Annotated in this window: 9 protein-coding genes; 5 read left to right on the top strand and 4 right to left on the bottom strand. The window is 41.3% G+C overall.

Translation table 11 applies throughout. From position 1 onward, the window contains the following. Positions 1–221 precede the first annotated feature (221 nt). Positions 222–3269, bottom strand: a complete 3048-nt coding sequence (locus tag G4420_RS03485; RefSeq protein ID WP_163322188.1) for a glycoside hydrolase family 3 N-terminal domain-containing protein — start codon at positions 3267–3269, stop codon at positions 222–224. A gap of 76 nt (positions 3270–3345) precedes the next feature. On the opposite strand from G4420_RS03485, the gene G4420_RS03480 reads away from it, so the two are divergent. The 4 genes from G4420_RS03480 to G4420_RS03465 all read left to right on the top strand — a co-directional run bounded on the left by G4420_RS03480 (position 3346) and on the right by G4420_RS03465 (position 8536). Next, positions 3346–4515: an exo-beta-N-acetylmuramidase NamZ family protein gene (locus G4420_RS03480; protein WP_163322187.1), complete on the top strand. Its 1170-nt coding sequence runs from the start codon at positions 3346–3348 to the stop codon at positions 4513–4515. 9 nt (positions 4516–4524) lie between these two features. Further along, the gene (locus tag G4420_RS03475) at positions 4525–5976 is read left to right on the top strand and encodes a sodium:solute symporter (protein WP_163322186.1); all 1452 of its coding nucleotides are present in this window, start codon (positions 4525–4527) and stop codon (positions 5974–5976) included. A gap of 96 nt (positions 5977–6072) precedes the next feature. Then, positions 6073–7512, top strand: coding sequence for a hypothetical protein (locus G4420_RS03470; RefSeq protein ID WP_163322185.1), 1440 nt, complete (start codon positions 6073–6075; stop codon positions 7510–7512). Position 7513: 1 nt separating this feature from the next. Next, positions 7514–8536, top strand: coding sequence for an endonuclease/exonuclease/phosphatase family protein (locus G4420_RS03465; RefSeq protein ID WP_163322184.1), 1023 nt, complete (start codon positions 7514–7516; stop codon positions 8534–8536). Here the strand turns inward: G4420_RS03465 and G4420_RS03460 are convergent. Next, on the bottom strand, positions 8533–9942 hold the full coding sequence (locus G4420_RS03460) for a CCA tRNA nucleotidyltransferase (protein WP_163322183.1): 1410 nt from the start codon (positions 9940–9942) through the stop codon (positions 8533–8535). The genes G4420_RS03465 and G4420_RS03460 overlap by 4 nt on opposite strands. A gap of 177 nt (positions 9943–10119) precedes the next feature. Here G4420_RS03460 and trxA point away from each other — a divergent pair, with 177 nt between their 5' ends. Next, a complete protein-coding gene (gene trxA, locus G4420_RS03455) occupies positions 10120–10491 on the top strand; it encodes a thioredoxin (protein ID WP_038556556.1) in 372 nt (123 codons plus the stop codon). Here trxA and G4420_RS03450 read toward each other — a convergent pair. Next, positions 10484–11779, bottom strand: coding sequence for a UDP-N-acetylmuramoyl-tripeptide--D-alanyl-D-alanine ligase (locus tag G4420_RS03450; protein WP_163322182.1), 1296 nt, complete (start codon positions 11777–11779; stop codon positions 10484–10486). The genes trxA and G4420_RS03450 overlap by 8 nt on opposite strands. Before the next feature lie 78 nt (positions 11780–11857). Beyond that, complete coding sequence (locus G4420_RS03445; RefSeq protein WP_204273581.1) at positions 11858–13312, bottom strand: SUMF1/EgtB/PvdO family nonheme iron enzyme; 1455 nt, start codon at positions 13310–13312, stop codon at positions 11858–11860. Positions 13313–13415 lie beyond the last annotated feature (103 nt).

Below are 13415 nucleotides of genomic sequence, written 5' to 3'. Positions count from 1 at the left end.
AACGTGCATTAAAATTATAATTAATAATTTAATAATAAAAGCTTCACGAACAGCGATTGTTAAATGTTATAACACAAGAGGAAAATTATGTGTATTACGAAGGTTTTTAGTTATCGTAAAAGGCTGGTATGTAGCGATATTCGATTTTGGCGATATGTTGTAGAACAGGTTGTATTCAGGTATCTGTTAACATTTTTTAAGGGAAGAATGTCGTCCGGATTTTATTCAGAGATAATGCTGTCGTAAATGGCCTGATGCATCGCTGTACGAATGTTCAATTCGTAGAGTTTGCTGTTGTCGCGGGTAGGGTAAACACGGTTCGACATAAAAATGTATAGCAGCCCGTTTTCGGGATCGGCCCAGGCAAAAGTTCCGGTGTATCCGCTGTGCCCAAAACTGCTTTTGCTGCTCGACACTGCAGGGTAGGCATCTTCCAGGTTATTTTTATAGTTGTCGATCTTAGGTTTATCGAAACCAAGCCCTCTGCGGTTTTTATTTTCGGGATACTGGATACGTGTAAATTCGTTAAGCGTTAAGTCGGAAATATATCGCCGTCCACCAAAATATCCTTTTTGCAAGTACATTTGAAATACTTTGGCCAGGTCGTTTGTTGAGCCAAATAAACCGGCATTTCCCGATACGCCGCCCATCATTGCCGCTCCTTCGTCGTGTACATAACCCCGCAGTTTTTCCATTCTGAAAAAGTCATCCGTTTCGGTAGGAATAATCTGGCTAAGCGGAAAATGTTTGTAAGCATTAAAGGTAATGGTATGCGCCCCCAAAGGCCGGTAGAAAGTGTTTTTTACATACGATTCGTACGGAGTGCCGGTAAGGTTTTCAATAATATCTGGGTAAAGGTAAAAGCTTAATCCCGAATAGAGGTATTTTTTTCGGGGTAGAAGTTTTGAGGTGCGAATGGTATCGAACATTGTTGTTCTGAAGTCGTGATTCATACACAAATGTTCCGACACGCGAACATCAAATTGTAGCGAAGGCTGATCTTTAAACACATTTTTATCGAGTGTGCCGTCTTTCTGTACGGTCATTGTCCAGAAAGCGATCCATGAAGCCAAACGAGCCTGGTGAGCTAAGATCTCACGAAAGCTTAGGTTTTCTTTGTTGCTGCCAATAAAATCAGGCCAGTACTTGCTAAACTTATCATCTACGTTCATTTTTCCCTCGTCAACCAATCTCATGATTGCAGGTAGCGGCCCTGTAACTTTCGTAACCGAAGCCCAGTCGTAAATATTATTCTGATTTACCGGGTAAATGCTGTCGTAAGTTTGAAAACCGTAGCACTTGTGAAAAACCACCTGCCCGTCTTTGGCCACCAAAACCTGGCAGCCGGGGTATGCACCTTCCGAAATTCCAAGATTCGCCAGCGAGTCGATTTTCCGGTTCAGAATAGCAGAACTCATTCCGGCTTCCTCGGGAATGGTGTATGAAAACGTTTGGTTGGAGGCAACTTCTAATCCATCACCGGCTTTAAAACGCCTGTCGGAGGTAACCGGAAGTTTTCCGTTGGCTTTGAATGCCCCAAAAACAAGCTGTGCTGCCAGTTCTTGTGTCAGTTCATTATCCTGATGAGCCACGATCAATGCATCGGCATGATGAATGTTGGCGAAGTGTTTTAATGCATAAGCGTTCCCGAAAAGCGTAAATACCACGTTTTGTTCATGTACAAGATCAATAACCGCTTGTTTTTGTATTTCAGAAATGCCATAATCGTTTGATGAGTATTTATTGATTCCTGTAATTCCGGCAATAACGAAGTTGTAGTTGCTCAGTTCATGACGAAGATTTGCCCAGGTTTTTTCGGAGGCATCTTTTGGCAGCCAAAAATGATCCATGCCAGTGTATTTTGCCAGCATATTTTGAAAGGCCGAATTTTGGTCGCCACCAATCATTACTGTTGCAATATTGCGTTTCTCTAGGTTCTGCACCGGAAGTGTACTGTCGTTATTTATAACGACTGTCATCGATTTTTTTATCAGTTTTCGGTTGGTAACCTGATATTCGGGAGCGTTAAGATCGGCAGTGATATTTTTTAAATCTACCGCTTGGTAGTTGTTTAGTCCCACCCAGCGTTTTAGCGCCAAAACGGTTCTGCACTTTTCGTTTATTTCATCTTCGGTAATTTCGCCGTTGGCAATGGCCGCTTTTATGGTTGCCACAGCTTTTCCGGCATCATCCACAAACTCTATCATATCGTTTCCGGCGATCAGGGCTTCCAGTTCAGCTCTTCCTTCCGTAGTTTGTACGCCTTTCATGGTAATGGCGTCGGTAACCACAAAACCTTTGTAGCCAATCTCATCTTTCAAATAATCGGTAACTACTTTTTTCGAAAGCGATGAGGTAATCCCTGAATCATCGAGCGAAGGAACATTTAAATGCCCCGACATAATTCCTGCAATTCCCTTATCCGATAAATATCGGAACGGGTAACTTTCAATGCTGTCGATACGACTTTTCGAATGCGGAATAAGCGGCAATGTTTTGTGCGAATCGGTTTTGGTATCGCCATGCCCGGGAAAATGTTTGGCCACCGGAATAACGTTGTTGTCCTGCATGCCTTTTGCCACCATCCACGACTTTTCAGCTACATTGTGTTTTTGTTCTCCAAACGAACGAAAACCGATAACCGGGTTAAACGGATTGGTGTTAATATCGGCAACCGGAGCAAAATTCATTTGAATTCCCATACGTTTTAACTGGCTGGCAAAATCCTGCCCCATTTGGTAAAGGAGGGAAGTATCCTGCACCGCCCCCAACGATTGTGCGTAAGGATAAACAATTGTGCTGTCGGTTCGCATAGCTGGCCCCCATTCGCCGTCGATAGCCACCAAAAGTGGAGTTTCAGAAGCTTCCTGGAACTGATTGATCCAATCGGCATTTTTTGTGGGCGAGCCTTGCATTACCAGAATTCCACCAGGTTTCCAGTCCTGTATTCTTTTCCTGAAAATGGCCTTGGCCGCATTGTTCTGTTTCGGGTAAACGGTAATCATCATCAGCTGGGCAATACGCTCATCCAAACTCATTTTTTCGAGTTGCTGGTTTACCCATTCATCGTTCTTGTATTTCAGATACGGAGGTTCCTGGGCCGAGGTATAGTTCGCCAGAGATAATACTAAAATGGTAAAAAGTAGAAATATTACAGGTGTTGGTTTCATCGTTGTAAATTCGCTAAAAATTTGTGCTACACGTTTAACGTTCATCGAAATAAAATAGTACAAATAGCGCATGATAATTTTAATTCGTTTCCGTTTCAATTTTTTAACTAAATGATTGCTTTTTAAAAAATTTAAAAACTATCTTCGCTTGCGCAAATGTAATATTTTAAAGCCTATGTTCAGGATTTTTTTAGTGTTAGTTTTATGGATCTCGGCAAGTGGTTGCCTGGCACTGCAAGATAATGAAATTATTGTAGGAGCGGAGCGTACTTCGCTATATTTAGATGCCTTGAAAGGCAAAAATGTGGGGTTGGTTGTAAACAACACCTCTATTGCTAAAGGCCAGCACCTGGTTGATTTTTTATTGAATCACGAAGTTGATGTTAAAAAGATATTTGCGCCTGAACATGGTTTCAGAGGCGATGTTTCGGCCGGAGGAGAAGTAGTGGACGGGCTGGATAAAAACACGGGCTTGCCGGTTTTTTCGCTCTACGGAAAAAACAAAAAACCGACTGCAGAACATTTTGATGGACTGGACGTGGTTATTTTCGATATTCAGGATGTAGGTTGCCGCTTTTACACCTACATTTCAACCATGCATTACGTTATCGAGGCCTGTGCTGAGTATGATATTCCGCTAATTGTTTTCGATCGTCCAAATCCGAATGGCGATTATGTGGCCGGACCAATCAGGGAAGAAGGTTTTGAATCGTTTGTAAGTCTCGATCCCATTCCTATTGTTCACGGATGTACGGTTGGCGAACTCGCAAATATGATCAATGACGAAGGCTGGCACGCTGCCAGTAAAAAATGCGATCTTACGGTTATTCCGGTAGAAAACTACGATCATTCGATGGTTTATTCTTTGCCGGTACGCCCATCGCCAAATTTGCCCAACGATCTTTCAGTGCGTTTATATCCATCGTTATGCTTTTTTGAAGCTACCAGTGTAAGCGTTGGACGCGGAACCGATTTTCCGTTTCAGGTGTTGGGTGGTTTAAACGAAAATCTTGGCACTTTTGAATTTACCCCTCGTAGTGTTCCCGGTGTGGCGATCGATCCGCTAAACAAAGACAAAAAATGTTACGGTGTTGATTTGCGAACATTGGAAGAATCGCCAAAATTTACCTTGAAATACTTCCTCGACTTCTACAATAAATACGAGAACGAGTCTGATTTCCTAACACGTGAACGCTGGCTGAACTTGCTTGCCGGAACCGACTTGATCATCAAACAAATCAGAGAAGGGAAAAGCGAAGCTGAAATTATTGAAAGCTGGCAACCCGGGCTGGAAGAATTTAAACAACTGAGAAAAAAATATTTATTATACCCCGATTTCGAATAAACAAAAACTATGAGTCCATATCTTGTTCTGGGAATTGTACTTGGTTATTTTTTAGTACTGATTTTTATTTCGTGGTTAACCGCGCGAAACGCCGATACACAGGCCTTTTTTACTGCTAACCGAAAATCGCCGTGGTATTTGGTAGCCTTTGGTATGGTTGGAGCCACACTCTCGGGAGTAACGTTTATTTCTGTTCCGGGAGAAGTTGGTAATTCGGCCTTTTCGTACCTGCAGTTTGTTCTCGGAAACCTTGTGGGATACTGGCTGGTAGCAGGTATTTTACTGCCTTTGTATTATCGCCTCAACCTGGTTTCTATCTATTCGTTTCTTGATGAACGTTTCGGACCACGATCATACAAAACCGGCTCCTTTTTCTTTTTGATCTCGAAGCTGATCGGGGCAGCATTCCGGTTATTTTTGGTGGCGGGGGTGTTGCAAATCGCCTTTTTCGATGCTTTTAATATTCCGTTTTCGTTAACTGTAATTGTTACCATCGCACTAATTTGGGTTTATACTTTTAAGGGAGGTATTAAAACCATTGTTTGGACCGATACGCTGCAAACACTCTTTTTGGTAAGTGCGGTTATTTTTACCATTGTAGCCATTTCGCGAAGCCTTGATTTGAATCTGTCAGGCTTGGTGAAAACCATTGCTGATGATAATAACTCGCAACTTTTCTTCTGGGACTGGCGCTCGGGAAATAACTTTTTCAAGCAGTTTGTATCGGGAATGTTTATCACCATTGTTATGGTTGGTATGGATCAGGATATGATGCAAAAAAACCTGACGTGCAAAAATAAGTGGGAGGCACAGAAAAATATGCTGGTGTTTAGTTTGTCGTTTCTGTTCACTGTGGTGCTGTTTCTGAGCCTGGGAGTAATGTTGTACATTTTTGCCCGCGAGCATGGAATTAGCATACCTGAAAATACCGACGATCTTTACCCGATGTTGGCTTTAAAATATTTTGGGTTGCCGGTGGGAATTGCCTTTTTGTTGGGTATTACAGCAGCGGCCTATTCAAGTGCCGATTCGGCATTAACTGCGTTAACAACATCGTTTACTGTCGATTTCCTGAAAATCCATAAATACCCTGAAGAAAAGAAACGCCGTATAAAAATGTTGTCGCACTTGATGTTTTCAGTGCTGTTAATTGCGGTAATTCTTGTTTTCGAAGCCATTAATAATCAGAGCATTGTAGTGGCCGTGTTTACCGTTGCCGGATATACTTATGGTCCAATTTTAGGGTTGTTTCTGTTTGGCATGTATTCATCGCGAAAAGTGAAAGATAAGTGGGTGCCGTACATCGGCATTTTTGCACCCGTTTTGTGCTACTTTATTTCAAGTTACTCCGAGGTACTTTTTAATGGCTATCAGTTTGGATTCGAATTGCTTATCCTAAATGGGGCAATAACAATGCTTGGTTTATTACTTATTTCTGAAAAAAATGCCGTAAACAGCTAAGGATTGCAAAGAAATGTTAAAAATTGTGAATTGATTTTTTATATTTGTAAAATAACGGCGAAAAGTGGACGTTATAAGGATATAAATTAATTCGAATTGGTTAAATATTTACTTCAAATACTGGCTGCAGCCCTTGTGCTTGTCATGTTCTTCTCATGTGAGGACGAGGGATATTTGACGTCTACTGATGCGCAACTTCAGTTTTCTGCTGATACCGTAACATTCGATACCATTTTTACTTCCATTGGCTCAACAACCCGGCGTTTTACGGTGAGTAACCCTTACAACGAGGATGTTTTGATTTCACGTATTCGTTTGGCGGGAGGCGATGCTTCCAGTTTCCGGTTAAATATTAACGGTTTTGAAAGTAGCGAACTGTACGAGGTTACATTACCTGCAAAAGACAGTATTTATATTTTTGTTGAGGTTACCATCGATCCAACCGGACAAAACCTGCCAATGGTTGTGCAGGATTCGATTGAATTTACAACCAACACAAATTTCCAAAGTATAATGCTGGAAGCTTACGGGCAGGATTTTAAACTGATCAAAAGCGAACGGATTAAAACAACTACCTGGACGGCTGAAAAACCCTATCTGGTTTACGATTATGCCTATGTTGACAGTACCTCGACGTTAACGATTGAGCCGGGAACAAAAATATATTTCCACAAAGGTGCGGGGATGTATGTTCGTGGAAATGTAGAAGCCGATGGTACTTTTGAATCGCCGATCATATTCCGGGCCGATCGTCTGGAACCATCGTATGAAAATATTCCCGACCAGTGGAATGGCATTGTATTGTATTCTGGTAGTCATGATAACGTATTCAATTTCACCACCATTAAAAATGCAAATATTGGGTTGCAGGTCGGAACCATTGAAAACGAAGGGTATGCCTCGGTAACGCTTACGAATACGAAAATTGAAAATATGGCTTATGCAGGGATTTTTGCTTTGAAGTCGAAGATTTATGCATATAACACACTCATCGCCAACTGTGGATTTTATGGGGCAGCTCTGCTGGTAGGTGGCGAATATGAATTTTACCACTCAACTATTGCCAACTATTGGGGTAATTATGGACAGGCTGTACGAACCACACCATCATTGGTTGTTTCGAATGTGCTGGTTGTTGAAAATTCAAATGGTGAACAAGTTTCGTATAATGGTGATTTGACCAAGGCAACATTTGGAAACAGCATTATCTATGGTAATATTGGAAACGAACTGGAGTTGGGTGATAACGAAGAGAACACATTCAATTACCTTTTCGACCATTGTATTATTCAGGCACCTGATACTTTGAATACGAGCAACACAAATCATTACATTAATGCGATGATCGGGATGGAATTTGATCCGCGATTTGTTGATCCGTATGATGATTACAACTTCGAGTTGGATACCTTATCGGCAGCAAAAGATGTGGGAGCAACAAAATACTCTGAACGGTTTCCGCTCGACTTACTGAACAGAAGCCGAACCGGCGAAGATGGCCCCGACCTGGGAGCATACGAACGCTTTGAAAAGTAAAATGAAACACTTCCTTTTTTGTTTATCCCTAATTCTGCTCATTGCAATAAGTAATGCTCAAAATAGTGATGCCGAATTTTCAATACTCTTTTATAATGTAGAAAACCTGTTTGATATACGAAACGATTCGTTAACTGCCGATGATGAGTTTACGCCTGCCGGAGAGCGACACTGGACACGAAAACGTTTCGAAAATAAAATCAATAATATCTCGAAAGTAATACTAAGTGCCGGAGGTTGGGAAATGCCCGATTTAATAGCTTTGGCCGAAATCGAGAATCGTTATGTATTGGAAAAACTTACTGAAGATACACCAATACAAGCAATGCCTTACAAAATTATCCATAAAGAGTCGCCTGATCCGCGTGGAATTGATGTAGCCCTGATCTATAATTCCGAATCCTTTTATCCGCTTGATTATGCGTATTATCCGCTGGAAGATAAAAATGGAGGTGTTAGAAGAAGTCGCGAAATACTTTATGTGTTGGGAGAAGTAAATGGTGGTGATTCCATTCACGTGTTTGTAAACCACTGGCCTTCGCGGTATTCCGGTTTGTTGGAAACACGACCGGCACGGCAACAGGCTGCTCGTTTGCTTTTATCGAAATGCAAGGAAATCATTCAAAAAAATGATAAGGCAAAAGTGGTTATCGTAGGTGATTTTAACGATCAGCCAATAGATGAAAGTATAGCACAGGATCTTGGTGCTACTGATCCTTTAAAAAACAAATCCGCTGGTTTATACAATCTATCTTTACCCTGGATGAATAAGGAAGAAGGGACTTTGAAATATCAGGGGCAGTGGTTTATTTTCGATCAGATTATTGTGTCACCGGGATTGCTGACCGCAACAAATGGGTTAAGCGCCAAACCTGAAAATGCAACAATTTGCAAACTCCCTTTCTTATTTGAGCCAGATGAAACGCGCGGAGGCCGAAAGTTGTATCGTACTTACACGGGCTTTCGATACAATGGCGGATTTAGCGACCATTTGCCGATTCTGTTAAAGTTGCAGGTGGATTAATCTTTTGCTTTTAGCCCCATTTCTTCTGCTTTTTTCATCATAAAAGCAAAAGCTTCCTCGTAATTGTTATGAATTTCTCCATCCAAAATAGCTTCTTTAATGGCATCTTTTAGGAGGCCAACTTCGCGGCATGGCGACAAATCAAAAGTCTCCATAATAAGGTCGCCATCAACCGGAGGCTGGAAGTTGCGTATCGCATCTTTCTCTTCAATCTCCTTTAACTTTTGGCGAACCACTTTAAAGTTTTTCATGTAGCGTTTCACCTTCTCCGGATTCTTCGATGTGATGTCGGCCTCACAAAGTGTCATTAAATCATCGATGTCATCACCGGCCTCAAAAAGCAGGCGACGAACAGCTGAGTCGGTTACAATTTCTTCTGAAAGCACAATTGGCCTCATGTGCAGGCCTACCATCTTCTGAACATATTTCATCTTTTCATTCAGCGGTAATTTCATACGCTTAAAGATCTTGGGGATCATTTTAACCCCAACAAAATTGTGCGCGTGGAAAGTCCAGCCCAGGCCTTCAACAAAACGTTTTGTTTTGGGTTTGGCAATGTCGTGCAATAATGCCGACCAGCGTAACCACAAATTATCGGAGTTGGGTACCAGGCGGTCGAGCACCTCAATGGTATGATAGAAATTATCCTTATGACCGATGCCATTTACTTTATCAACTCCTTTCATATTTTGCAGTTCGGGGAAGATCATGGCCAGCAAACCAGTTTCTTCAAGCAGACGAAAACCTTTCGAAGGTTTCGGGGCCATAATAATTTTGTTCAGCTCTTCGATAATACGCTCAGCCGAAACAATTTTAATACGGTCTTTATTCCGGGCAATTGCTTTTAAGGTTTCATCCTCAATCTCAAAATCAAGCTGAGTGGCAAAACGAATGGCACGCATAATCCGCAAAGGATCATCGGAGAATGTAATGTCCGGATCGAGCGGCGTGCGGATTATCTTGTTGTTTAAATCATCCATCCCGTTAAACGGATCAACAAGCTCGCCAAAACGATCGCCGTTTAAACTAAAAGCCATTGCATTGATGGTAAAATCGCGGCGGTTCTGATCGTCCTCCAGGGTGCCGTCTTCAACAATAGGTTTCCTCGAGTTGCGTTGGTACGACTCTTTTCGGGCACCAACAAACTCAATTTCAAGGTCGTTGTATTTTAACATGGCTGTGCCAAAGTTCTTAAATACATTAACTCTTGGGCGGGGTTTAAGACTTTTGGCCACTTCGTTGGCGAAATCGATGCCGCTGCCAATGGTTACAATGTCGATATCTTTTGAAGGTCGTTCGAGAAACAGATCACGTACATATCCTCCAATCACATAAGTTTCTGTTTCAACACGGTCGGCAACTGCCTGTATATCTTTGAAAATCTTCTCTTTTAGCTTGCTGTTCATCTGACAAAAATCGTATTTCAAAATGGTCTATTCTGCCACTTTGATAAAAAATCGTGACAAAATTACAATTATTTAGTTGAAATTAAGTAGTAACTTGGGATTTCAAAGTTTTGGTATTATCTTTGATATGCAAATATCGAAATAAATAGATATATAAATACTGAAAAATATAAAATCATGTTGGAACATTTAACGAAAGAAACATTTAAGGAGAAAGTTTTCAATTTTGAAACGAATAAAGAGTGGAAATACGAAGGTGAGAAGCCATGTTTGATCGACTTTTACGCTGATTGGTGTGGACCATGTAAAATGGTAGCTCCGGTGTTGGAAGAGTTGCAATCGGAGTATGGCGACAGTATCGTAATCTACAAAGTAAACACTGAAGAGCAACAGGAATTAGCCGGAATGTTTGGTGTACAAAGTATCCCTTCATTGCTGTTTGTACCGCAAGACGGACAACCGCAAATGGCAATGGGAGCACTTCCGAAACAAACTTTCGAGAAAGCAATTTCTGACGTGCTGAAAGTTGAAAAACCTCAGGCTAATTAAGAAGATCGAGTACTTTTTCAAGCTGGATACCGCGGGAACCTTTTATTAAAATGTTCCCGTTTTTTATGGGCTCATTTTTCAGGTAGGTACATAGTTCATCTACATGAATAAAAAATTTAATACCTTCCCCGGTGTTGGCTTTCGAGAATTCTTTACCCACTAAAAAAGTGCTGCTTTTTAATTCGTTCGGAATCAACTCAACGATTTTTGTATGTTCATCTTCTGAATATTCTCCCAGTTCAAGCATATCGCCCAGAATGAGGTATTTATCCCCTTTAAGGTTATCCAGAAAACTTACGATGGATGCTGCCATGCTTGTGGGATTGGCATTGTAAGCGTCCATTATAATCTTTAATTCGCCTTTGTTTATTAATTGCGAGCGATTGTTAGTGGGCTGGTATTCTTTTATGGCCTGCTGGATTTTTAGCGGATCAACATCAAAATAATTTGCGATACAGGCAGCCGCTAAAATATTTTCGAAATTAAAATCGCCAATTAAATTGCTGTTCAGGTAAAGTACGCCCTTTTTAAAATTGGCTTTTACATGAATAAACGGAGGACTTTGGATGGTCTCTCCGGTGAACGATGCATTTTCTTTTCCGTAAGAAATGCGTTTTGGAAGTGCTTTACCAATTTCTACAAGTAATTTATTGTCGGCGTTGTAAAATACAACTCCATTCTTTTCCCCCAGATAATCGTATAGTTCTCCCTTGGTTTTTATCACACCTTCAAACGAGCCAAAACCTTCAAGGTGTGCCCGCCCGATGTTGGTAATTATGCCAAAATCAGGATCTGCGATTTTACATAGGTCGGCAATTTCACCCGGATGATTGGCACCCATTTCCACCACGCCAAATTCAGTGTTTTTATCCATCGTGAGCAACGTTAAAGGAACTCCAATGTGATTGTTTAAATTTCCCTGCGTGAAACTTACTTTGAATTTTTTTGCAAGCACCGTTGAAATCAACTCCTTTGTGGTTGTTTTTCCGTTGGTGCCGGTAATGGCTAGTATGGGCAATCCCAGTAGTTTTCGGTGATGATGGGCCAGTTGTTGTAACGAGGTCAGCACATCGTCTACCAGTAATATTTTGTCATCGGTGGCATATTCTGCTTCGTCAACAACGGCAAAAGCAGCTCCTTTTTTTAGGGCATCGTGGGCATATTTGTTGCCATTAAAATTAGCCCCTTTTAATGCGAAAAAAATACAGCCATTCTCAATTTTTCGACTATCGGTAGATACTTGTGTTGAATTTAGAAAACAACCGTAAATAGTTTCAATACTTGTCATAAAGCAAAAATACGATTCAATTTGGTATAAAAAAAGCTCCGCAGTTGTACGAAGCTTTTCTGAAAATATTTTTATGATTTAGAAACCTTCAGGGCTTCCAACTCTGGTCATTGCACAACGGAAACCAAGATCGTTCTGTGCTTTTGTCTGCTCCAGATAACGACGTGTTCCGGGAACCAACCAATAAGGGCGATCTTGCCACGATCCTCCTTTATACACACGTACTTCATCATCAATTAATGAAGAGAATGCACCAGGTCTGTCGTCCTGAATATACATGCCTTCGGTTTGTTTATCGTTACCAATCCATGTATCTCCTTCAACAATCTGCGAGTTAGGATCACCATCCAAAACATTTCGGTAGTCCATTCCTGCAATTGTATCTTTTATTAGCTCACCATATTGGTCTCTCTCTAATTGTCCGTTCTGGTCGCGACGATATTCTGTAATTACATTACCACGGAATGGGTTAAACTCTTCCACATCGTTTAACGACATTGGACGGTAAACGTCGGCAACCCATTCGTTAACGTTACCCGACATACAGTATAAGTTGTAATCGTTAGGATCGTATGAGAAAACCGGTGCAGCGATGTCTGCGTTGTCGTTCAGCGCTCCTGCCATACCCATCATATCTCCACGTCCACGTACAAAGTTGGCTTTTAAACGGCCTTTTTCTTTTTTCTTATCCTGACGAAGGTAAGAACCGTTCCATGGATAAATTTTACGGTCGGTAAGTAATTCGCCATCAGTATTCCCAATTAAACCGTAGGCTGCATATTCCCATTCAGCTTCGGTTGGCAGACGGTAATTGGGTAGCATAATTCCATCTTCCCATTTGGGGCGACGGGTTGTTCCGTCAGGATTTTCAACAGGTTTGTCGCCTTCTGTTCCCTGGTATAATCCTGCTAAATAAGTATCTGTTGTATATACGTTTTCGCCCCCTTGGGTATTGTCATGCGTAATGATTCCCTTATCTACCAATATTTGTTCGTTTACCCTGTCGGTACGCCAGGCACAATAAGCTTCGGCCTGTTCCCAGCTAACACCAACTACCGGATATTCTGAATATGCCGGATGACGGAAATAGTTATTTACATAAGGTTCGTTGTAGGCCAAATCTTTACGCCAAACACTTGAGTCGGGTGTAATAGCCTTCATTCTTTCTACATCACCGGGGTATACACGACCTGTCCAGTGGGTAAATTCACGATAGTCCTGATTTGAAACTTCTGTTTCGTCCATATAAAACGAAGCTACAGTAACTCTTCGGGGATAATTGTCGTTGCGGTACATAACGTCCTGCTCAACACGACCCATAGTAAACGTACCACCCTGAACAAAAACTAAACCTGGTCCGGCTTCCTGCTCGTAACCCGAAATATTTGGAATATTTCCGGTCTCTTCAGCATTGTATTCCCAACCAGTAGTTCGTGATGAATCTCCTTTACCTCCTATTCCGAATAATCCACATCCGGATACGAATGCGGCTAAGGCAATAAAAACGAATGGTTTTAATCTTTTAAAATTCATTGTTTGTATAAATTTTCTCATCGACACAAATATAACTAATTTGTTCAATTCTTATTGTTCAGTCTTTTCAATTATTTTATTCTTCATTTAAGAAGGATGTTAA

Source organism: Draconibacterium mangrovi (assembly GCF_010586825.1).
Classification (GTDB): domain Bacteria; phylum Bacteroidota; class Bacteroidia; order Bacteroidales; family Prolixibacteraceae; genus Draconibacterium; species Draconibacterium mangrovi.
Note: the sequence above shows the minus strand (reverse complement) of the source record. Positions and strands in the feature narration are given on the sequence as shown.

Bases quoted from the DNA above. Each gene is read 5' to 3' on its own strand.
- G4420_RS03445 (WP_204273581.1), bottom strand. From the start codon at position 13,312: ATGAATTTTAAAAGATTAAAACCATTCGTTTTTATTGCCTTAGCCGCA.
- G4420_RS03460 (WP_163322183.1), bottom strand. From the start codon at position 9,942: ATGAACAGCAAGCTAAAAGAGAAGATTTTCAAAGATATACAGGCAGTT.
- trxA (WP_038556556.1), top strand. From the start codon at position 10,120: ATGTTGGAACATTTAACGAAAGAAACATTTAAGGAGAAAGTTTTCAAT.
- G4420_RS03475 (WP_163322186.1), top strand. From the start codon at position 4,525: ATGAGTCCATATCTTGTTCTGGGAATTGTACTTGGTTATTTTTTAGTA.
- G4420_RS03480 (WP_163322187.1), top strand. From the start codon at position 3,346: ATGTTCAGGATTTTTTTAGTGTTAGTTTTATGGATCTCGGCAAGTGGT.
- G4420_RS03465 (WP_163322184.1), top strand. From the start codon at position 7,514: ATGAAACACTTCCTTTTTTGTTTATCCCTAATTCTGCTCATTGCAATA.
- G4420_RS03450 (WP_163322182.1), bottom strand. From the start codon at position 11,779: ATGACAAGTATTGAAACTATTTACGGTTGTTTTCTAAATTCAACACAA.